At 67.5% G+C, this 19,238-nt stretch carries 33 protein-coding genes; 30 read left to right on the forward strand and 3 right to left on the reverse strand.

Annotation, left to right across the window (positions count from 1 at the left end):
- Positions 1–15: 15 nt before the first annotated feature.
- The 3 genes from ACH4SI_RS24940 to ACH4SI_RS24950 all read right to left on the reverse strand — a co-directional run bounded on the left by ACH4SI_RS24940 (position 16) and on the right by ACH4SI_RS24950 (position 2,540).
- Positions 16–852, reverse strand: a complete 837-nt coding sequence (locus tag ACH4SI_RS24940; RefSeq protein ID WP_398299156.1) for a hypothetical protein — start codon at positions 850–852, stop codon at positions 16–18.
- Positions 853–862: 10 nt separating this feature from the next.
- The gene (locus tag ACH4SI_RS24945) at positions 863–1,423 is read right to left on the reverse strand and encodes a SigE family RNA polymerase sigma factor (protein ID WP_398299158.1); all 561 of its coding nucleotides are present in this window, start codon (positions 1,421–1,423) and stop codon (positions 863–865) included.
- 130 nt (positions 1,424–1,553) lie between these two features.
- On the reverse strand, positions 1,554–2,540 hold the full coding sequence (locus tag ACH4SI_RS24950; RefSeq protein WP_398299160.1) for a GNAT family N-acetyltransferase: 987 nt from the start codon (positions 2,538–2,540) through the stop codon (positions 1,554–1,556).
- Between the two features lie 457 nt (positions 2,541–2,997).
- Between ACH4SI_RS24950 and rpsJ the strand changes: the two genes are divergently transcribed.
- The 30 genes from rpsJ to ACH4SI_RS25100 all read left to right on the forward strand — a co-directional run bounded on the left by rpsJ (position 2,998) and on the right by ACH4SI_RS25100 (position 19,190).
- The gene (rpsJ, locus tag ACH4SI_RS24955; RefSeq protein ID WP_003948644.1) at positions 2,998–3,306 is read left to right on the forward strand and encodes a 30S ribosomal protein S10; all 309 of its coding nucleotides are present in this window, start codon (positions 2,998–3,000) and stop codon (positions 3,304–3,306) included.
- A 13-nt stretch (positions 3,307–3,319) separates the two neighbouring features.
- Positions 3,320–3,964 (forward strand): 50S ribosomal protein L3, encoded by a 645-nt coding sequence (gene rplC, locus ACH4SI_RS24960; RefSeq protein WP_046086844.1) that lies wholly within the window; start codon positions 3,320–3,322, stop codon positions 3,962–3,964.
- Between the two features lie 8 nt (positions 3,965–3,972).
- Positions 3,973–4,626, forward strand: coding sequence for a 50S ribosomal protein L4 (gene rplD, locus ACH4SI_RS24965; protein ID WP_398299162.1), 654 nt, complete (start codon positions 3,973–3,975; stop codon positions 4,624–4,626).
- Positions 4,626–4,952, forward strand: coding sequence for a 50S ribosomal protein L23 (rplW, locus tag ACH4SI_RS24970; RefSeq protein WP_398299164.1), 327 nt, complete (start codon positions 4,626–4,628; stop codon positions 4,950–4,952). Before rplD ends, rplW begins: the two co-directional genes overlap by 1 nt.
- A gap of 48 nt (positions 4,953–5,000) precedes the next feature.
- Positions 5,001–5,837, forward strand: coding sequence for a 50S ribosomal protein L2 (gene rplB, locus ACH4SI_RS24975; RefSeq protein ID WP_009715879.1), 837 nt, complete (start codon positions 5,001–5,003; stop codon positions 5,835–5,837).
- Between the two features lie 12 nt (positions 5,838–5,849).
- A complete protein-coding gene (gene rpsS, locus ACH4SI_RS24980; RefSeq protein ID WP_030016988.1) occupies positions 5,850–6,131 on the forward strand; it encodes a 30S ribosomal protein S19 in 282 nt (93 codons plus the stop codon).
- A 40-nt stretch (positions 6,132–6,171) separates the two neighbouring features.
- Positions 6,172–6,519: a 50S ribosomal protein L22 gene (rplV, locus tag ACH4SI_RS24985; RefSeq protein ID WP_037839423.1), complete on the forward strand. Its 348-nt coding sequence runs from the start codon at positions 6,172–6,174 to the stop codon at positions 6,517–6,519.
- Positions 6,519–7,349: a 30S ribosomal protein S3 gene (gene rpsC / locus ACH4SI_RS24990; RefSeq protein WP_398299167.1), complete on the forward strand. Its 831-nt coding sequence runs from the start codon at positions 6,519–6,521 to the stop codon at positions 7,347–7,349. The genes rplV and rpsC overlap by 1 nt, the downstream gene beginning before the upstream one ends.
- A 5-nt stretch (positions 7,350–7,354) precedes the next feature.
- On the forward strand, positions 7,355–7,774 hold the full coding sequence (gene rplP, locus ACH4SI_RS24995; protein WP_009715875.1) for a 50S ribosomal protein L16: 420 nt from the start codon (positions 7,355–7,357) through the stop codon (positions 7,772–7,774).
- A complete protein-coding gene (gene rpmC / locus ACH4SI_RS25000; RefSeq protein WP_009715874.1) occupies positions 7,774–7,998 on the forward strand; it encodes a 50S ribosomal protein L29 in 225 nt (74 codons plus the stop codon). Before rplP ends, rpmC begins: the two co-directional genes overlap by 1 nt.
- On the forward strand, positions 7,998–8,285 hold the full coding sequence (gene rpsQ, locus ACH4SI_RS25005) for a 30S ribosomal protein S17 (RefSeq protein ID WP_014054172.1): 288 nt from the start codon (positions 7,998–8,000) through the stop codon (positions 8,283–8,285). Before rpmC ends, rpsQ begins: the two co-directional genes overlap by 1 nt.
- 98 nt (positions 8,286–8,383) lie before the next feature.
- On the forward strand, positions 8,384–8,752 hold the full coding sequence (gene rplN / locus ACH4SI_RS25010; RefSeq protein ID WP_003998823.1) for a 50S ribosomal protein L14: 369 nt from the start codon (positions 8,384–8,386) through the stop codon (positions 8,750–8,752).
- A 3-nt stretch (positions 8,753–8,755) separates the two neighbouring features.
- Positions 8,756–9,079: a 50S ribosomal protein L24 gene (gene rplX, locus ACH4SI_RS25015; RefSeq protein WP_014054173.1), complete on the forward strand. Its 324-nt coding sequence runs from the start codon at positions 8,756–8,758 to the stop codon at positions 9,077–9,079.
- Positions 9,079–9,639 (forward strand): 50S ribosomal protein L5, encoded by a 561-nt coding sequence (rplE, locus tag ACH4SI_RS25020; RefSeq protein ID WP_009715871.1) that lies wholly within the window; start codon positions 9,079–9,081, stop codon positions 9,637–9,639. Before rplX ends, rplE begins: the two co-directional genes overlap by 1 nt.
- Positions 9,640–9,642: 3 nt before the next feature.
- Complete coding sequence (locus ACH4SI_RS25025) at positions 9,643–9,828, forward strand: type Z 30S ribosomal protein S14 (RefSeq protein WP_003948630.1); 186 nt, start codon at positions 9,643–9,645, stop codon at positions 9,826–9,828.
- A gap of 210 nt (positions 9,829–10,038) precedes the next feature.
- On the forward strand, positions 10,039–10,437 hold the full coding sequence (rpsH, locus tag ACH4SI_RS25030) for a 30S ribosomal protein S8 (RefSeq protein ID WP_055556099.1): 399 nt from the start codon (positions 10,039–10,041) through the stop codon (positions 10,435–10,437).
- Between the two features lie 20 nt (positions 10,438–10,457).
- Positions 10,458–10,997, forward strand: a complete 540-nt coding sequence (gene rplF, locus ACH4SI_RS25035) for a 50S ribosomal protein L6 (RefSeq protein ID WP_398299170.1) — start codon at positions 10,458–10,460, stop codon at positions 10,995–10,997.
- 3 nt (positions 10,998–11,000) lie between these two features.
- A complete protein-coding gene (rplR, locus tag ACH4SI_RS25040) occupies positions 11,001–11,384 on the forward strand; it encodes a 50S ribosomal protein L18 (protein ID WP_398299172.1) in 384 nt (127 codons plus the stop codon).
- A gap of 43 nt (positions 11,385–11,427) precedes the next feature.
- On the forward strand, positions 11,428–12,033 hold the full coding sequence (rpsE, locus tag ACH4SI_RS25045) for a 30S ribosomal protein S5 (RefSeq protein ID WP_009715867.1): 606 nt from the start codon (positions 11,428–11,430) through the stop codon (positions 12,031–12,033).
- Positions 12,034–12,035: 2 nt separating this feature from the next.
- A complete protein-coding gene (gene rpmD, locus ACH4SI_RS25050) occupies positions 12,036–12,218 on the forward strand; it encodes a 50S ribosomal protein L30 (protein WP_009715866.1) in 183 nt (60 codons plus the stop codon).
- 1 nt (position 12,219) lies between these two features.
- Entirely contained in the window at positions 12,220–12,675 is a 456-nt protein-coding gene (rplO, locus tag ACH4SI_RS25055; protein ID WP_059148967.1) for a 50S ribosomal protein L15, read from the forward strand.
- A 206-nt stretch (positions 12,676–12,881) separates the two neighbouring features.
- Positions 12,882–14,195 carry a preprotein translocase subunit SecY gene (gene secY / locus ACH4SI_RS25060; RefSeq protein ID WP_398299175.1) on the forward strand — a complete coding sequence of 438 codons (1,314 nt, stop codon included), beginning with the start codon at positions 12,882–12,884 and terminating at the stop codon, positions 14,193–14,195.
- Entirely contained in the window at positions 14,195–14,851 is a 657-nt protein-coding gene (locus tag ACH4SI_RS25065) for an adenylate kinase (RefSeq protein WP_398299177.1), read from the forward strand. The genes secY and ACH4SI_RS25065 overlap by 1 nt, the downstream gene beginning before the upstream one ends.
- Before the next feature lie 117 nt (positions 14,852–14,968).
- On the forward strand, positions 14,969–15,805 hold the full coding sequence (map, locus tag ACH4SI_RS25070) for a type I methionyl aminopeptidase (RefSeq protein ID WP_398299179.1): 837 nt from the start codon (positions 14,969–14,971) through the stop codon (positions 15,803–15,805).
- Between the two features lie 175 nt (positions 15,806–15,980).
- Entirely contained in the window at positions 15,981–16,202 is a 222-nt protein-coding gene (gene infA / locus ACH4SI_RS25075; protein ID WP_003956442.1) for a translation initiation factor IF-1, read from the forward strand.
- 27 nt (positions 16,203–16,229) lie between these two features.
- On the forward strand, positions 16,230–16,343 hold the full coding sequence (gene rpmJ, locus ACH4SI_RS25080) for a 50S ribosomal protein L36 (RefSeq protein WP_003956441.1): 114 nt from the start codon (positions 16,230–16,232) through the stop codon (positions 16,341–16,343).
- A gap of 187 nt (positions 16,344–16,530) precedes the next feature.
- Positions 16,531–16,911, forward strand: coding sequence for a 30S ribosomal protein S13 (gene rpsM / locus ACH4SI_RS25085; RefSeq protein ID WP_009715861.1), 381 nt, complete (start codon positions 16,531–16,533; stop codon positions 16,909–16,911).
- Positions 16,912–16,977: 66 nt separating this feature from the next.
- Positions 16,978–17,382, forward strand: a complete 405-nt coding sequence (gene rpsK / locus ACH4SI_RS25090; RefSeq protein WP_009715860.1) for a 30S ribosomal protein S11 — start codon at positions 16,978–16,980, stop codon at positions 17,380–17,382.
- A gap of 27 nt (positions 17,383–17,409) precedes the next feature.
- Positions 17,410–18,036, forward strand: coding sequence for a 30S ribosomal protein S4 (gene rpsD / locus ACH4SI_RS25095; protein ID WP_398299182.1), 627 nt, complete (start codon positions 17,410–17,412; stop codon positions 18,034–18,036).
- A gap of 131 nt (positions 18,037–18,167) precedes the next feature.
- Entirely contained in the window at positions 18,168–19,190 is a 1,023-nt protein-coding gene (locus tag ACH4SI_RS25100; RefSeq protein WP_009715858.1) for a DNA-directed RNA polymerase subunit alpha, read from the forward strand.
- The last annotated feature ends 48 nt before the right edge of the window (positions 19,191–19,238 follow it).

Raw genomic sequence — 19,238 nt, forward strand, 5'->3', positions numbered from 1 at the left:
CTGAGGGGTAGCGGCTCAGGAGAAGCGGGCCGAGGAGAGCGCGTCCTTGACGCGCTCGACGAGGGCGGGGTCCGCGGAGGCGAGGCACGCGTACGCGGCGACCGTGCTGTCGGGGTGGCCGGGCAGCGGCTGCCGCCGGCTGAGGAACGCCGTGCCGCCCAGCCCCCGGCAGACCGGGGTCGGCGTCGACCGCTGCACGGGCAGGTCCTTCCCGGGCCGGTCGTAGGACTCCCGGCGCCACAGCACCAGGGCGCTGTTCTTCGGGAGCCTGGTCACCGGCAGGCACAACTCGGGGCCGTAGCGGGCTTCCTTGAGGGAGTCGCCGCAGGCGCGGTCGCCGGTGCGCGTGGGAGCGACGGTCGATGGCGTGCTGTCCGGCGTACGGGACACCGTGCTCGACGTCTCGTGCGCCGCCGGGTACGCCAGGACGTACGTCTCGCTCGCGTCCATGCCGTCCATGCCGTCCATGCCGTCAGCGCGATGCGGCTCCGGCACCCGCCAGTCGCCGGGCACGGACACCCGCAGGCTCATGCCGCCCGCGACGTCCGGCATCTCCAGCACCTTCCGGGGCGTCGCGCTCCTGTCGGGGCCGGGCGTCGTGGCCGGTGTGGTGGAGCCGGGGCCGGCGGACCGGCCGTCGCGCAGCCCGGTGGCGAGGGACACCGCGCCCGCGATCAGCGCGACCACCACCGGGGCCGCCACGACGGCGGTGCGCCGCCTGCGGGCCCGCACCACCCGGTGCCGTACCCGCTCCATACGGTCCTCCGGCGCCGTCAGCGGCGGGGTGTCGGCCTCCGCGAGCCGCCGCAGCCCGGTCGCGGCGCGGGCCAGCTCCTCGTTCTGCATCGCCACGGTCCTCACCTCACTTCGGCGCGGCGCGGCCGCGGACCGGCTCCGGGGCGGGCACGAGATCGGCATCGAGCCCGGGTAATCGGGTGCGCAGCGTGTTCAGGGCCTTCGACGCCTGGCTCTTGACCGTGCCGGTGGAACAGCCCAGCATCGCGGCGGTCTGCTCCACGCTCAGGTCCTCCAGGTAGCGCAGGACGACGACCTCGCGCTGGCGCCGGGGCAGCAGCCGCAGCAGCCCGATGAGCGTCCGCCCCTGATCGACCTCGCCGACTTGGCGGTACGGCCCGGCCGGGCCGCCCCGGGGGGACGGTTCGGGCAGCTCGGAGTGGGGCACCTCGCGCCGCCAGTGCCGCCGCCACCAGGACGCGTGCAGATGCACCAGGGTGCGGCGGACATACGCCTCGGGGTTCTCCTCGGCGATCCGCGCCCACTTCGGCCAGACCCGCGCCAGGGCGCTCTGCAGCAGATCCTCGGCCAGATGCCGGTCCCCGGTCAGGAACCAGGCGGAACGCAGCAGCCGTGGCCCGCAGGCGGCGACGAACTCCTCGAACTCGGTCCAGTCGCCGCCCGCCATGCCGCCCTCGCGTGATTCGAAGCCGATCCTTCGTGTGATCCACGCACGCCGAAACGCGTTGGGGGCGAGGGAAGGTTGCCCACTGTGGGTCACATCACAGGGAGCGGGGGACCTGGCAGGTTTGCCGGTCTCAGCGGGCGATCAGCGTCACGAGCACCGCGACCCAGCAGAACGACACCAGCACCGGCAGCAACACCATGATCGCTCCGGTGGGTGACACCTTCAGATAGGCGGAGCCGGGGTCGCTGGTGCGGCGGTTCACTATGCGCTCGCCCCCGTGCCAGGCCATGTACTCCTCCAGCTCGATCACCGCTTCCTTGCGCGCCAGGAGGTACTGACGGCCGAAGCGCAGCATCGCGGCGAAGCCCAGTGACACCCCGAAGCCGATGATCGCGAGGATCGCCGCCAGTGCCGTGCCCAGCGTGCCGCCCGCGCCCTCCTTGCCGAGGCAGAAGGCGATGGCGGCCGCGATGCCCGCGGTGATGTAGAAGAAGTTGTTCAGCTTCTGCCAGTTCAGGTTGTCCTCATGCTTGTAGAGGTCCACCGCGGTCCCGTACTGCGTGTGCAGGATCGCCTCGCGCGGCTTGCGCCAGACCCACACCACCCGCGGCAGCCCGTCCGGTGGGGTCAGCCGGGTCAGCTCCTGGAAGCCGAGCTTGTGGTGGAAGTGCGCGGACGCGTCGTTGGGCGGGTCGTTGACCACCGCGGCGATCACGGGGCTTTTGTGCCACTGGTCGAGCACGTGGTAGTAGAGCATCGAGGCCACCCCGGTCCGCACCGCCTCGCGGGACACGCAGATCTGCTTGATCACCAGGAAGCTGCCCAGCGTCGTCTTGATCCGGCGGTTCAGCCACTCGTCCGGCTCGACCTGGTCGGAGCTGTACGCCAGCAGGAACGCCAGCACCTGCCCGCCCTTGACCGCCACGTAGAAGTGCTCGGCGGTCGTCAGCCGGGAGCGGTAGTCCGCCTCGGTGTACGCCGAGACCAGGAAACCCCCGTCCGTCGAGCCCCGGACACCGCCCGGCCCGTTCAGGCTCCGCGACTCGGCGAGCCGGGCGATCTGCTCCACGTGCTCCTCGCCCGCCCGTACGATCTCCACCCGTAATGGCACAGCCATTCCGATACCCCCCTCTTCCCGGCGGGGTGAAGGTACCGTGGCGCGGTCCGTCGCACCACCGTGCGCGCGAAGGATTCGCCGATGTGGGTGTGGGGTACGCTCCAGGGCCGATTCGCGGAGGCTGGGCCTCGTATGGCAGACTGTCCGGGTTGCTCGGTTGAGTGCCGATGCTGCGCGCCTCCCGCCGGGAGGACTGGAAGCGAGTCCCGCAGTACTCGTCGCCCCTGATCAGGGGCGGAAGTACGGGAATCTTCCGGGAAGTGTCAGCGGGGCCCCAGCCAGGCGCCCGGTGGGTGACTCTCTCCCCCGACCAACCCCTTCACCAGGGATCTCTTCTGCGGAGATTTACGAGAAGGGGTGCGACACGCCCGACCGCGTGGGTCGGGAGTGCGGGTGGGAGGGCCGCTAACGCCACCGGGTCCCAGAGCGTTACGAGAGACAGGACTACGAAGTAGCCATGGCGGGACAGAAGATCCGCATCCGGCTCAAGGCCTACGACCACGAGGTCATCGACTCCTCGGCGAAGAAGATCGTCGAGACGGTGACCCGCACTGGTGCGTCGGTCGCGGGCCCGGTGCCGCTGCCCACAGAGAAGAACGTGTACTGCGTCATCAAGTCGCCGCACAAGTACAAGGACTCGCGCGAGCACTTCGAGATGCGTACGCACAAGCGCCTCATCGACATCCTCGACCCCACGCCGAAGACCGTTGACTCGCTCATGCGTCTCGACCTGCCGGCGGGCGTCGACATCGAGATCAAGCTCTGAGGTGACGCGCGAGATGGCTAAGCAGATCAAGGGCGTCCTGGGCGAGAAGCTCGGCATGACGCAGGTGTGGGACGAGAACAACCGTGTCGTCCCGGTCACCGTCGTCAAGGCCGGGCCCTGTGTCGTGACCCAGGTCCGTACCGATGACGCGGACGGTTACGACGCCGTCCAGATCGCCTTCGGCGAGATCGACCCCCGCAAGGTGAACAAGCCCCTCAAGGGCCACTTCGCCAAGGCGGACGTCACCCCGCGCCGCCACCTGGTGGAGCTGCGTACCGCCGACGCCGGCGAGTACACGCTCGGCCAGGAGGTCACCGCCGAGGTGTTCGAGTCCGGTGTGAAGGTCGATGTGACCGGCACCAGCAAGGGCAAGGGCACCGCCGGTGTCATGAAGCGCCACGGCTTCGGCGGCCTCGGCGCCGGCCACGGCACCCAGCGCAAGCACCGCTCGCCGGGCTCGATCGGTGGCTGCGCCACCCCGGGCCGCGTGTTCAAGGGCCTGCGCATGGCCGGCCGCATGGGCAACGAGCGGGTCACCACCCAGAACCTGACCGTCCACGCCGTTGACGCGGAGAAGGGTCTGCTCCTGATCAAGGGAGCGGTTCCTGGTCCGAACGGCGGCCTCGTCCTGGTCCGTACCGCGGCCAAGGGGGCCTGAGGTAACCGATGAGCACCATTGACATCCTTTCGCCGGCAGGCGACAAGGCCGGGAACGTCGAACTCCCCGCGGAGATCTTCGACACGCAGGTCAGCATTCCGCTGATCCACCAGGTCGTTGTCGCACAGCTGGCCGCTGCCCGCCAGGGCACGCACAAGACCAAGACGCGCGGCGAGGTCCGCGGCGGTGGCAAGAAGCCGTACCGCCAGAAGGGCACCGGCCGGGCCCGCCAGGGTTCGACCCGCGCGCCGCAGTTCGCCGGCGGTGGCGTCGTGCACGGTCCCGTGCCGCGCGACTACAGCCAGCGCACCCCGAAGAAGATGAAGGCCGCCGCCCTGCGCGGGGCCCTCTCGGACCGGGCGCGCCACAACCGCGTTCACGTCGTGACCGGCGTGGTCGAGGGCGAGGTCTCCACCAAGGCCGCGAAGACCCTGCTGGGCAAGATCAGCGAGCGCAAGCACGTGCTCCTGGTCGCCGAGCGGAGCGACGAGGCCGCGTGGCTGTCCGCCCGCAACCTGCCCCAGGTGCACATCCTGGAGCCGGGCCAGCTGAACACGTACGACGTGCTCGTCTCCGATGACGTGGTCTTCACCAAGGCCGCCTTCGAGTCCTTCGTGGCTGGTCCCAAGGCCGCTGAGAAGACCGAAGGGAGCGCCGCCTGATGAGTGAGGCGACCGCTGTCACCAGCAAGACCTTCACGGATCACCGCGACGTTCTCGTCAAGCCGGTGGTCTCGGAGAAGAGCTACGCGCTGCTGGACGAGAACAAGTACACGTTCATCGTCGACCCGCGCGCGAACAAGACCCAGATCAAGCAGGCCGTCGAGGCGGTCTTCTCGGTCAAGGTCACCGGGGTCAACACGATCAACCGGCAGGGCAAGCGCAAGCGCACCCGCACCGGTTACGGCAAGCGCAAGGACACCAAGCGCGCCATCGTGACCCTTGCCGAGGGCGACCGTATCGACATCTTCGGCGGCCCGACCTCCTGACGGAGGTCGGAATCGTCCAGAAGTCCGGAATATTCCGAGGACTGAGAAATGGGTATCCGCAAGTACAAGCCGACGACCCCGGGGCGTCGTGGCTCCAGCGTCGCCGACTTCGTCGAGATCACGCGGTCCACGCCGGAGAAGTCGCTGGTCCGCCCGCTGCACAGCAAGGGCGGTCGTAACAACGCCGGTCGCATCACGGTCCGCCACCAGGGTGGCGGTCACAAGCGTGCGTACCGCGTGATCGACTTCCGCCGTCATGACAAGGACGGCGTCCCGGCGAAGGTCGCGCACATCGAGTACGACCCGAACCGCACCGCGCGCATCGCGCTGCTGCACTACGTGGACGGCGAGAAGCGCTACATCCTCGCCCCGCGTGGCCTGAAGCAGGGCGACCGGATCGAGAACGGCCCCGGCGCCGACATCAAGCCCGGCAACAACCTGTCGCTGCGCAACATCCCGGTCGGTACCACGCTCCACGCGATCGAGCTGCGGCCCGGCGGTGGCGCGAAGTTCGCCCGCTCCGCGGGTGCCTCCGTGCAGCTGCTGGCGAAGGAGGGCTCCATGGCCCACCTTCGTATGCCGTCCGGTGAGATTCGCCTGGTCGACGTCCGCTGCCGCGCCACCGTTGGCGAGGTCGGCAACGCCGAGCAGTCGAACATCAACTGGGGCAAGGCCGGCCGCATGCGCTGGAAGGGCGTCCGCCCGACCGTTCGTGGTGTGGTCATGAACCCCGTCGACCACCCGCACGGTGGTGGTGAAGGCAAGACCTCCGGTGGTCGCCACCCGGTCTCGCCCTGGGGTCAGAAGGAGGGCCGTACGCGCTCGCCGAAGAAGGCCAGCAACAAGTACATCGTCCGCCGCCGCAAGACGAACAAGAAGCGCTAGGAGCGGGTTCAGATGCCGCGCAGTCTCAAGAAGGGGCCCTTCGTCGACGACCACCTGAGCAAGAAGGTGGACACGCAGAACGAAGCCGGCACCAAGAACGTCATCAAGACCTGGTCCCGCCGCTCGATGATCGTCCCGGCCATGCTCGGCCACACGATCGCGGTGCACGACGGCCGCAAGCACGTCCCGGTGTTCGTCACCGAGTCGATGGTCGGCCACAAGCTCGGCGAGTTCGCGCCGACCCGCACCTTCCGCGGCCACGAGAAGGACGACCGTAAGTCGCGTCGTCGCTGATCGGCGGAAGAGACTCATGACAGACACCGAAGGGACAACCATGGAAGCCAGGGCCCAGGCGCGGTACATCCGCGTCACGCCCATGAAGGCCCGCCGCGTGGTGGACCTCATCCGTGGCATGAATGCCACGGAGGCTCAGGCGGTCCTGCGTTTCGCCCCGCAGGCCGCGAGCGTGCCGGTCGGCAAGGTGCTGGACAGCGCCATCGCCAACGCCGCGCACAACTACGACCACACCGACGCCGGCAGCCTCGTCATCTCCGAGGCCTATGTCGACGAGGGCCCGACCCTGAAGCGTTTCCGTCCGCGCGCCCAGGGCCGCGCCTACCGGATCCGCAAGCGGACCAGCCACATCACCGTGGTCGTCAGCAGCAAGGAAGGAACCCGGTAATGGGCCAGAAGGTTAACCCGCACGGGTTCCGACTCGGCATCACCACCGACTTCAAGTCGCGCTGGTACGCCGACAAGCTGTACAAGGACTACGTCAAGGAAGACGTCGCCATCCGCCGGATGATGACGAAGGGCATGGAGCGCGCCGGTATCTCCAAGGTGGAGATCGAGCGCACCCGTGACCGCGTCCGCGTCGACATCCACACCGCCCGGCCGGGCATCGTCATCGGCCGTCGCGGCGCGGAGGCCGACCGTATCCGCGGCGAGCTGGAGAAGCTCACCGGCAAGCAGGTGCAGCTGAACATCCTCGAGGTCAAGAACCCCGAGGTGGACGCTCAGCTGGTGGCCCAGGCCGTCGCCGAGCAGCTGTCCTCCCGCGTCTCCTTCCGTCGTGCGATGCGCAAGTCGATGCAGAGCTCGATGAAGGCCGGTGCCAAGGGCATCAAGATCCAGTGTGGTGGCCGTCTCGGCGGCGCCGAGATGTCCCGCTCGGAGTTCTACCGCGAGGGCCGCGTGCCCCTGCACACGCTCCGCGCGAACGTCGACTACGGCTTCTTCGAGGCCAAGACCACCTTCGGCCGCATCGGCGTCAAGGTGTGGATCTACAAGGGCGACGTCAAGAACATCGCCGAGGTCCGCGCCGAGAACGCCGCCGCCCGCGCCGGCAACCGCCCGTCGCGCGGCGGCAGCGACCGCCCGCAGCGCCGTGGTGGCGAGCGCGGTGGCCGTGGCCGTAAGCCGCAGCAGCAGAACGCCGCTGCCGAGGCCCCCAAGGCCGAGGCCGCTGCCGCCGCTGCTCCGGCTGCTGAGAGCACCGGAACGGAGGCCTGACCGACATGCTGATCCCTCGCAGGGTCAAGCACCGCAAGCAGCACCACCCCAAGCGGTCCGGCATGGCCAAGGGCGGCACGGAGCTGGCGTTCGGCGAGTACGGCATCCAGGCCGTCACCCCGGCGTACGTCACGAACCGTCAGATCGAGGCCGCTCGTATCGCGATGACCCGCCACATCAAGCGTGGCGGCAAGGTCTGGATCAACATCTACCCGGACCGTCCGCTGACGAAGAAGCCCGCCGAGACCCGCATGGGTTCCGGTAAGGGCTCGCCGGAGTGGTGGGTCGCGAACGTCAAGCCCGGTCGGGTGATGTTCGAGCTGTCCTACCCGAACGAGAAGACTGCGCGTGAGGCGCTCACCCGCGCTGCTCACAAGCTCCCGATGAAGTGCCGGATCGTGCGGCGCGAGGCAGGTGAGTCGTGATGGCGGCCGGTACCAAGGCGTCCGAGCTGCGTGAGCTGAACAACGAGGACCTCGTTGGCAAGCTGCGTGAGGCCAAGGAAGAGCTGTTCAACCTCCGTTTCCAGGCGGCGACCGGACAGCTCGAGAACCACGGCCGGCTGAAGGCCGTCCGCAAGGACATCGCCCGGATCTACACCCTGATGCGGGAGCGCGAGCTCGGCATCGAGACGGTGGAGAGCGCCTGATGAGCGAGACGAATGTGACTGAGAACGCAACGCAGAACCGCGGCTTCCGCAAGACCCGCGAGGGTCTGGTCGTCAGCGACAAGATGGACAAGACCGTCGTCGTCGCCGTCGAGGACCGCGTCAAGCACGCGCTGTACGGCAAGGTCATCCGCCGTACCAACAAGCTCAAGGCGCACGACGAGCAGAACGCCGCGGGTGTCGGCGACCGCGTCCTCCTCATGGAGACCCGGCCGCTGTCCGCGACGAAGCGCTGGCGCGTCGTCGAGATCCTCGAGAAGGCCAAGTAACCCCCTGAGGACAGCAGTCCTCAGGCCAGTTCCGCCAGGCTCGGCAGGGGCCCGACCAGGGCCCCTGCCGGGAACCGGCAGACGATCAGGAGATAGACGTGATCCAGCAGGAGTCGCGACTGCGTGTCGCCGACAACACGGGGGCGAAGGAAATCCTTTGCATCCGTGTTCTCGGTGGCTCCGGTCGCCGCTACGCGGGCATTGGTGACGTCATCGTCGCCACCGTGAAGGACGCGATCCCCGGTGGCAACGTGAAGAAGGGTGACGTCGTCAAGGCGGTCATCGTGCGCACCGTGAAGGAGCGCCGCCGCCCGGACGGTTCGTACATCCGCTTCGACGAGAACGCGGCCGTCATCCTCAAGAACGATGGCGACCCCCGCGGCACCCGTATCTTCGGCCCGGTGGGCCGTGAGCTGCGCGAGAAGAAGTTCATGAAGATCATCTCCCTCGCGCCGGAGGTGCTGTAACCGATGAAGATCAAGAAGGGCGACCTGGTCCAGGTCATCACCGGTAAGGACAAGGGCAAGCAGGGCAAGGTCATCGCGGCCTTCCCCCGCGAGGACCGCGTCCTGGTCGAGGGTGTCAACCGGGTCAAGAAGCACACCAAGGCCGGACAGACCGCTCGTGGGTCGAAGACCGGCGGCATCGTGACGACCGAGGCCCCGATCCACGTGAGCAACGTCCAGCTCGTGGTGGAGAAGGACGGCAACAAGGTCGTCACCCGCGTCGGGTACCGCTTCGATGACGAGGGCAACAAGATCCGCGTTGCCAAGCGGACCGGTGAGGACATCTGATGACTGCCACCACCACTGCACCGCGTCTCAAGACGCGCTACCGCGAAGAGATCCAGGGCAAGCTGCAGGAGCAGTTCTCGTACGGGAACGTCATGCAGATCCCGGGCCTCACCAAGGTCGTGGTCAACATGGGTGTGGGCGACGCCGCCCGCGACTCCAAGCTGATCGAGGGCGCCATCCGCGACCTCACCACGATCACCGGCCAGAAGCCGGCCGTCACCAAGGCCCGTAAGTCCATCGCGCAGTTCAAGCTGCGTGAGGGCCAGCCGATCGGTGCCCACGTCACCCTCCGCGGTGACCGCATGTGGGAGTTCCTGGACCGTCTGGTGTCGCTCGCGCTGCCGCGTATCCGCGACTTCCGCGGTCTGTCGCCGAAGCAGTTCGACGGCCGGGGCAACTACACCTTCGGTCTCACGGAGCAGGTCATGTTCCACGAGATCGACCAGGACAAGATCGACCGTGTCCGGGGTATGGACATCACCGTGGTGACCACGGCGACCAACGACGAAGAGGGCCGGGCCCTGCTGCGTCACCTCGGCTTCCCGTTCAAGGAGGCGTGAGCCGTGGCGAAGAAGGCTCTCATTGCGAAGGCCGCCCGCAAGCCCAAGTTCGGTGTGCGTGGCTACACCCGCTGCCAGCGCTGCGGCCGTCCGCACTCCGTGTACCGCAAGTTCGGCCTGTGCCGCGTGTGCCTTCGTGAGATGGCTCACCGTGGCGAGCTGCCGGGCGTGACCAAGAGCTCCTGGTAATCAGCCTGTAAAGGCTGGTTCACCGGGCTCTCGGTAAGCAATGGATGGCGAGGCCCGCCCGTTCACTCCCGTAGAGTGGAAGGGTTGGGCGCTCGCCGCCCAGAATCCTTACTACGCCGTAGGTCCCCGCGCCGCACCCGTGCCCGCCATCGAGCGGGTGAGAGGGATGGCGCATACAGGAAACCCCGGCGAGAGAGGCCGAAGGCCATCATGACCATGACCGATCCGATCGCAGACATGCTGACGCGTCTGCGAAACGCGAACTCGGCGTACCACGACTCCGTCGTGATGCCCCACAGCAAGATCAAGTCGCACATCGCGGAGATCCTCCAGCAGGAGGGCTACATCACCGGCTGGAAGGTCGAGGACGCCGAGGTCGGCAAGAACCTCACCCTCGAGCTGAAGTTCGGCCCGAACCGCGAGCGCTCGATCGCCGGCATCAAGCGGATTTCGAAGCCGGGCCTGCGGGTCTACGCAAAGTCCACCAACCTGCCGAAGGTGCTCGGCGGCCTGGGCGTGGCGATCATCTCCACGTCGCACGGGCTCCTCACCGACAAGCAGGCCGGCAAGAAGGGCGTGGGTGGGGAAGTCCTCGCCTACGTCTGGTAACCAGGGAACGGAGGAAGCACATGTCGCGCATTGGCAAGCTGCCCATCCAGGTTCCCGCTGGTGTGGACGTCACCATCGATGGCCGCACGGTCGCCGTGAAGGGTCCCAAGGGCTCTCTCTCGCACACCGTCGCCGCGCCGATCGATGTCGCCAAGGGTGAGGACAACTCTCTCGTTGTCACCCGCCCGAACGACGAGCGTCAGAACAGGGCCCTCCACGGCCTGTCCCGCACGCTGGTGGCGAACATGATCACCGGCGTGACCCAGGGCTACAGCAAGGCGCTCGAGATCAGCGGTGTCGGTTACCGCGTCCAGGCGAAGGGCTCCAACCTGGAGTTCTCGCTGGGCTACAGCCACCCGATCCTGGTGGAGGCCCCCGAGGGCATCTCCTTCAAGGTGGAATCCCCGACCAAGCTGAGCGTCGAGGGCATCGACAAGCAGAAGGTCGGCGAGGTCGCCGCGAACATCCGCAAGCTGCGCCGCCCGGACCCGTACAAGGCCAAGGGCGTCAAGTACGCGGGCGAGGTCATCCGCCGCAAGGTCGGAAAGGCTGGTAAGTAAGCCATGACATACGGTGTGAAGATCGCTAAGGGCGACGCGCGCAAGGCCGCGGCCGTCAAGCGCCGTCACATCCGCGTCCGCAAGCGGGTGTCCGGTACGCCGGAGCGCCCCCGCCTCGTGGTGACGCGCTCCAACCGTCACATGGTGGCCCAGGTCATCGACGACATCGCGGGCCACACGCTGGCCTCGGCGTCGACCCTGGACACCTCGATCCGTGGCGGCGAGGCTGACAAGAGCGCCCAGGCGAAGCAGGTCGGCGCGCTGGTGGCCGAGCGGGCCAAGGCCGCGGGTGTCGAGGCCGTCGTGTTCGACCGCGGTGGCAACAGGTACGCCGGGCGCATCGCCGCCCTGGCGGACGCTGCCCGTGAGGCCGGGCTGCAGTTCTGAGCCCCGGTTCCAACGCAATGCGGAAACGAGAGAGGTAAATCCAATGGCTGGACCCCAGCGCCGCGGTGGCGGCGCCGGTGGCGGCGAGCGGCGGGACCGGAAGGACCGGCGGGACGGCGGCGCAGCTGCCGAGAAGACCGCTTACGTCGAGCGTGTTGTCGCGATCAACCGCGTCGCCAAGGTTGTGAAGGGTGGTCGTCGCTTCAGCTTCACCGCGCTGGTCGTGGTGGGCGACGGTGACGGCACCGTGGGTGTCGGTTACGGCAAGGCCAAGGAGGTGCCGGCCGCGATCGCCAAGGGCGTGGAGGAGGCCAAGAAGCACTTCTTCAAGGTCCCCCGGATCGCCGGCACCATCCCGCACCCGATCCAGGGTGAGGAGGCCGCGGGTGTCGTGCTGCTCAAGCCGGCGTCCCCCGGTACCGGTGTGATCGCCGGTGGCCCGGTGCGCGCCGTTCTGGAGTGCGCGGGCATCCACGACGTGCTGAGCAAGTCGCTCGGCTCGTCGAACCCGATCAACATCGTGCACGCCACGCGCGCCGCTCTCCAGGGCCTTCAGCGGCCCGAGGAGATCGCCGCCCGTCGTGGTCTGCCGCTCGAGGACGTCGCCCCCGCCGCTCTGCTGCGGGCGCGTGCCGGGGTGGGTGTGTGAGCATGGCCCGCCTCAAGATCACGCAGACGAAGTCGTACATCGGCAGCAAGCAGAACCACCGCGACACCCTGCGTTCGCTCGGGCTGAAGAAGCTCGGCGACGTGGTTGTCAAGGAGGACCGCCCCGAGTTCCGCGGCATGGCGACCACCGTGCGGCACCTCGTGACGGTCGAGGAGGTCGACTGACATGGCGGAGAACAACCCGCTGAAGGTCCACAACCTCCGGCCCGCCCCGGGCGCCAAGACCGCCAAGACCCGTGTCGGTCGTGGTGAGGCGTCCAAGGGTAAGACCGCTGGTCGTGGTACCAAGGGCACCAAGGCCCGTTACCAGGTTCCGGAGCGCTTCGAGGGTGGGCAGATGCCCCTCCACATGCGGCTCCCGAAGCTGAAGGGCTTCAAGAACCCCTTCCGCACCGAGTACCAGGTCGTCAACCTGGACAAGCTGGCCGCGCTCTACCCGCAGGGTGGCGAGGTCACGGTGGCCGACCTGGTCGCCAAGGGTGCGGTGCGCAAGAACCAGCTCGTCAAGGTGCTGGGCTCCGGTGAGGTCTCCGTGGCGCTCCAGGTGACGGTCGACGCCGTCTCCGGCTCCGCCAAGGAGAAGATCACCGCCGCCGGCGGCACCGTCACCGAGCTCGTCTGAGCAACGTGCGAAACTGGCCGGGGATGCCCCAGATACGGGGCATCCCCGGTTGGTCGTTCCTAGGGGAGCCAGGTCGCCGGTAAGGTGGCATGCGTTGTTACCTTCCGTGCGGTACGTCTTCGTACGGGTCCTGGCTGATAAGTATTCGTCGATCCTCAAGACCGTCACCTCTCGCGCAACGAACCGCGGGGGGCGCAGGAGGCACCGTGCTCACCGCGTTCGCCCGGGCGTTCAAGACGCCCGACCTGCGCAAGAAGCTGCTGTTCACGCTGGGCATCATCGTGCTGTTCCGGCTCGGGCAACACGTCCCGATCCCGGGCATCGACTACAAGAACGTCCAGACGTGCATGGACTTGGCAAAGGGCCAGCAGGGGCTGTTCGGCCTGGTCAACATGTTCAGTGGCGGCGCACTGCTCCAGATCACCATCTTCGCGCTCGGGATCATGCCGTACATCACGGCGAGCATCATCCTGCAGCTGCTGACCGTGGTGATCCCACGTCTGGAGGCCCTCAAGAAAGAGGGCCAGACGGGGCAGGCGAAGATCACGCAGTACACCCGTTACCTGACCGTCGCGCTGGCGATCCTCCAGGGCACGGGCCTGGTCGCCACCGCGCGCAGCGGTTCTCTGTTCCAGAGCTGCCCGGTCGGCAGTCAGATCGTCCGGGACGATTCGATCTTCACCACCGCCGTGATGGTCATCACGATGACCGCCGGCACCGCGCTGATCATGTGGCTCGGTGAGCTGGTCACCGACCGCGGCATCGGCAACGGCATGTCGATCCTGATGTTCGTCTCGATCGCCGCCGGTTTCCCCAGCGCCATGTGGAGCATCAAGCAGCAGGGCAAGATCATGGGCGGCTGGCTGGAGTTCGGCCTCGTGATCGTCTGTGGCCTGGCCATGGTCGGCCTGGTGGTCTTCGTCGAGCAGGCGCAGCGCCGCATCCCGGTGCAGTACGCCAAGCGGATGATCGGCCGTCGCAGTTACGGCGGCACGTCCACCTACATCCCGATGAAGGTGAACCAGGCGGGCGTCATCCCCGTGATCTTCGCCTCGTCCCTGCTCTACATTCCCGCGCTGATCGTCCAGTTCAGCCAGTCCAAGGCCGGCTGGGCGCAGTGGATCTCGCAGAACCTGGTCAAGGGCGACCACCCGATCTACATCACCGCGTACTTCCTGCTGATCGTCTTCTTCGCGTTCTTCTACGTCGCCATCAGCTTCAACCCCGAAGAAGTTGCCGACAACATGAAGAAGTATGGTGGGTTCATCCCGGGTATTCGGGCTGGTCGTCCCACTGCTGAGTATCTGAGCTACGTGCTGAACCGCATCACGTGGCCCGGTGCGCTCTATCTGGGTCTGATCGCCCTGGTGCCCACGGTGGCGCTCGTGACGCTCAACGCGAATCAGAACTTCCCGTTCGGCGGTACGAGCATCCTGATCATCGTGGGTGTCGGCCTGGAGACCGTGAAGCAGATCGAGAGCCAGCTTCAGCAGCGACACTACGAAGGGTTCCTCCGCTGATGCGAATCGTCCTCGTCGGGCCTCCAGGAGCCGGTAAGGGTACGCAAGCCACGTACCTGGCCAAGAACCTGTCGATCCCGCACATCTCCACGGGCGACCTCTTCCGCGCGAACATCAGCCAGGGCACACCGCTCGGCAAGCAGGCGCAGGAGTACATGCGGGCCGGCCAGCTGGTCCCGGACGAGGTCACGGTCGGCATGGCCGAGGACCGGATGCGCCAGCCGGACGCCGCGGGCGGCTTCCTGCTCGACGGCTTCCCGCGCAACGTGGCCCAGGCCGAGGCGCTGGACGCCTTCCTGCGGGCCAACGAGCTGACGCTGGACGCGGTGCTGGACCTGGAGGTCCCGGAGGACGAGGTGGTCAAGCGCATCGCCGGCCGCCGCACCTGCCGCAACGACAGCGCGCACACCTTCCACGTGGAGTACAAGAAGCCCGAGGCCGAGGGCGTGTGCGACGTGTGCGGCGGCGAGTTGTACCAGCGCGAGGACGACAGCGAGGAAACCGTCCGCAAGCGCCTTGAGGTCTACCACCGCGAGACCGAGCCGATCATCGACTACTACCGGGCCAAGGGCCAGGTCGTGACGATCCCGGCGCTCGGCGCGGTGCCCGACGTGACCCAGCGCGCGATGGGCGCCCTGGCGGCCAAGGCCGCCTAAGCGGTCGCGAGGACCGGTGTACGGCCGTGGAGCCCCGGCAGGGGCACCACGGCCGTACTGTTGAGCAGATACGTCACGGCACAGACCGCACCAGAGACCGACCCCGGAAGGCACCCCATGGTGGAGATCAAGACGGCCGAGCAGATCGCGAAGATGCGTGAGGCGGGGCTGGTCGTCGCCGCCATCCACGAGGCGACGCGTGCGGCCGCCGTGCCCGGCGCCTCCACCAAGGACCTGGACGACGTCGCCCGCAAGGTGATCGCCGACCACGGTGCCAAGTCGAACTTCCTGGGCTACGGCGGCTTCCCCGCGACCATCTGCACCTCGGTGAACGACATCGTCGTCCATGGCATCCCGGACCGGGAGACCGTGCTGAAGGACGGCGACCTCCTCTCCATCGACGCGGGCGCGATCATCGACGGCTGGCACGGGGACGCCGCCTTCACCGTCTTCGTCGGCGAGGGCCACGCCCCGGAGCTGCACGAGCTGAGCCGGGTCACCGAGGAGTCGATGTGGGCCGGGATCGCCGCGGTCCGCAAGGGCAACCGGCTGATCGACATCTCCAGGGCGATCGAGGGCTACATCCGGCGCCAGCCGCGTCCGTCCTCCGGCAAGTACGGGATCGTCGAGGACTACGGCGGCCACGGCATCGGCAGCCAGATGCACATGGACCCGCACCTGCTGAACTATGTCTCCCGCAAGCGCGGCAAGGGCCCGAAGCTGGTGCCCGGCTTCTGCATCGCGATCGAGCCGATGGTGAGCCTCGGCACCGCGAAGACGCACGTCCTCGCCGACGACTGGACCGTCAAGACGGACGACGGCAGCTGGTCCAGCCACTGGGAGCACTCGGTCGCGCTGACCGAGGAGGGCCCGCTGGTGCTGACCGCCGTGGACGGCGGCAAGGCGAAGCTGGCCGAGCTGGGCGTCGAGGCCGCGCCGGACCCGCTGGCCTGATCCGGCCGTAACCTGTCGCCCTGCGTGATCTTCGTTGGCATAAACACCGCGGAATCCGGGCATGCTGCCCCGGATTCGTGTTTCGGGATGCCCTGACGTAGACTGACACGTCGGCTCACGCATGCCCTCCCGCATGTCGCGAGCCGATCAAGGTAGCCGATCCCGAAAGCAGGACATGGCCAAGAAGCAAGGCGCCATCGAAATCGAGGGCACCGTGATCGAGTCTCTGCCGAACGCGATGTTCAAGGTGGAACTGCAGAACGGTCACAAGGTCCTCGCGCACATCAGCGGCAAGATGCGCATGCACTACATTCGCATCCTGCCCGATGACCGGGTGGTCGTGGAGCTGTCTCCGTACGACCTCACGCGCGGACGGATCGTCTACCGCTACAAGTAGATCTCACGACCCGGAGAACCTCACACCATGAAGGTCAAGCCGAGCGTCAAGAAGATCTGCGACAAGTGCAAGGTGATCCGCCGCCACGGCCGGGTCATGGTCATTTGCGACAACCTGCGCCACAAGCAGCGCCAGGGCTGACGCACGCCGGCCGCAGACCTGCACTTCTCGCAGCAATCTTCGCGCGACGCATAGCTGTACGTATATACACAGTCACCCGTTCCCGCTCCGGTGGGAGCGACACCCCCGGTCGGAGGCCGGGGACCCGGCCCGCGCGGTCGGGAGAGGTGCTGTGGAAGACCTCCGACAACCATCTGGAGCCAGATTCATGGCACGCCTCGCAGGCGTTGACCTCCCGCGCGAAAAGCGCGTCGAGGTCGCCCTCACCTACGTCTTCGGCATCGGTCGCACCCTTGCCCAGCAGACGCTCGCCAACACCGGTGTGAACCCGGACACCCGCGTTCGCGACCTGGCCGAAGAGGACCTGGTCAAGATCCGCGAGTACGTGGACAACAACATCAAGACCGAGGGTGACCTCCGTCGTGAGATTCAGGCCGACATCCGCCGCAAGGTGGAGATCGGCTGCTACCAGGGCCTGCGTCACCGCCGCGGCCTGCCGGTCCACGGCCAGCGCACCAGCACCAACGCCCGCACCCGCAAGGGCCCGCGTCGCGCGATCGCCGGTAAGAAGAAGCCGGGCAAGAAGTAGTCCGCACCGGACGCTGCCAAGCGGTCCGAGCTGTAGGACCGACCACCTCCACGGGAGAATTCAGGAATGCCTCCGAAGAGCAGGACGGCCGGCGCCAAGAAGGTGCGCCGCAAGGAGAAGAAGAACGTCGCCCACGGGCACGCTCACATCAAGAGCACGTTCAACAACACCATCGTTTCGATCACGGACCCGACCGGGAACGTGATTTCTTGGGCCTCTGCCGGCCACGTCGGCTTCAAGGGCTCGCGCAAGTCCACTCCGTTCGCCGCGCAGATGGCCGCCGAGTCGGCCGCCCGCCGCGCGCAGGAGCACGGCATGCGCAAGGTCGACGTGTTCGTCAAGGGTCCGGGCTCCGGCCGTGAGACCGCGATCCGCTCGCTCCAGGCCACCGGCCTGGAGGTGGGTTCGATCCAGGACGTCACTCCGACTCCGCACAACGGATGCCGCCCGCCCAAGCGCCGGCGCGTCTGACCGGCTGAAGTAGGAGACAACTAGAAAATGGCGCGTTACACCGGGGCCGACTGCAAGCGTTGCCGTCGGGAAAAGCAGAAGCTCTTCCTCAAGGGGAGCAAGTGCGAGAGCGCAAAGTGCCCGATCGAGATCCGTCCTTACCCCCCGGGTGAGCACGGTCGCGGGCGCACCAAGGACAGCGAGTACCTGCTGCAGCTCCGAGAGAAGCAGAAGGCGACCCGCATTTACGGCGTCCTTGAGAAGCAGTTCCGTGGCTACTACGCGGAGGCGAACAAGAAGTCCGGCAAGACCGGTGAGAACCTTCTTCGCATCCTCGAGACGCGGCTGGACAACGTGGTCTACCGGGCGGGCTTCGCCAAGTCCCGGGACCACGCCCGCCAGCTGGTCCGTCACGGCCACTTCATCGTGAACGGCGTCAAGACCGACATCCCGTCGGCCCGCGTCGCCGTGAACGACATCGTCGAGGTTCGTCCGAAGTCCCGGACCATGACCCCCTTCCAGGTGGCCGTGGCCGAGGCGGGTGACCGCACCGTGCCGGCATGGCTGGAGGCCATTCCGTCGCAGCTGCGCATCCTCGTGCACTCGATGCCCGAGCGCCAGGTGATCGACACCCAGGTGCAGGAGCAGCTGATCGTCGAGCTCTACTCCAAGTAAGTAGAGGGTGACCCGCCGGCGGAGCCGGCTGATATGCAGGTCGGGCGGTACGGCGCCGTTTGGCACGTACCGCCCGTACCATAGAAGGGTTCGGCGTCAAATAGCGGGCGCCGGAGACTGGAGGAAACCCCATGCTGATCGCTCAGCGTCCCTCGTTGACCGAAGAGGTCGTCGACGAGTTCCGCTCCCGGTTCGTGATCGAGCCGCTGGAGCCGGGCTTCGGCTACACCCTCGGAAACTCCCTGCGTCGTACGCTCCTCTCCTCGATCCCCGGTGCGGCGGTCACGTCCATCCGGATCGACGGGGTCCTGCACGAGTTCACCACCGTGCCGGGCGTCAAGGAGGACGTCACCGACCTGATCCTCAACATCAAGCAGCTGGTCGTCTCCTCGGAGCACGACGAGCCGGTCGTGATGTACCTGCGCAAGCAGGGCCCGGGTCTGGTCACCGCCGCCGACATCGCCCCGCCGGCCGGTGTCGAGGTGCACAACCCGGACCTGGTCCTGGCCACGCTGAACGGCAAGGGCAAGCTGGAGATGGAGCTGACCGTCGAGCGCGGTCGCGGCTACGTCTCGGCCGTGCAGAACAAGCAGGTCGGCCAGGAGATCGGCCGGATTCCGGTCGACTCGATCTACTCGCCGGTCCTCAAGGTCACCTACAAGGTCGAGGCGACCCGTGTCGAGCAGCGCACCGACTTCGACAAGCTGATCGTCGACGTCGAGACCAAGCAGGCCATGCGCCCGCGCGACGCCATGGCGTCGGCCGGTAAGACCCTGGTCGAGCTGTTCGGCCTGGCCCGCGAGCTGAACGTGGACGCCGAGGGCATCGACATGGGCCCGTCCCCGACGGACGCCGCCCTGGCCGCCGATCTGGCGCTGCCGATCGAGGAGCTGGAGCTCACGGTCCGTTCGTACAACTGCCTCAAGCGCGAGGGCATCCACTCCGTGGGCGAGCTGGTCGCGCGGTCCGAGGCGGACCTGCTCGACATCCGCAACTTCGGCGCCAAGTCGATCGACGAGGTCAAGGCGAAGCTGGCCGGTATGGGCCTCGCGCTCAAGGACAGCCCGCCCGGATTCGACCCGACCGCCGCCGCGGACGCCTTCGGCGCGGACGACGACGCGGACGCCGGTTTCGTCGAGACCGAGCAGTACTGAGACCTCCGGCGGGCACTCGCTCGTCGGTAACTGACACCGGTACCTGAC

Source organism: Streptomyces sp. NPDC021212, from assembly GCF_044332925.1.
Classification (GTDB): Bacteria; Actinomycetota; Actinomycetes; order Streptomycetales; family Streptomycetaceae; genus Streptomyces.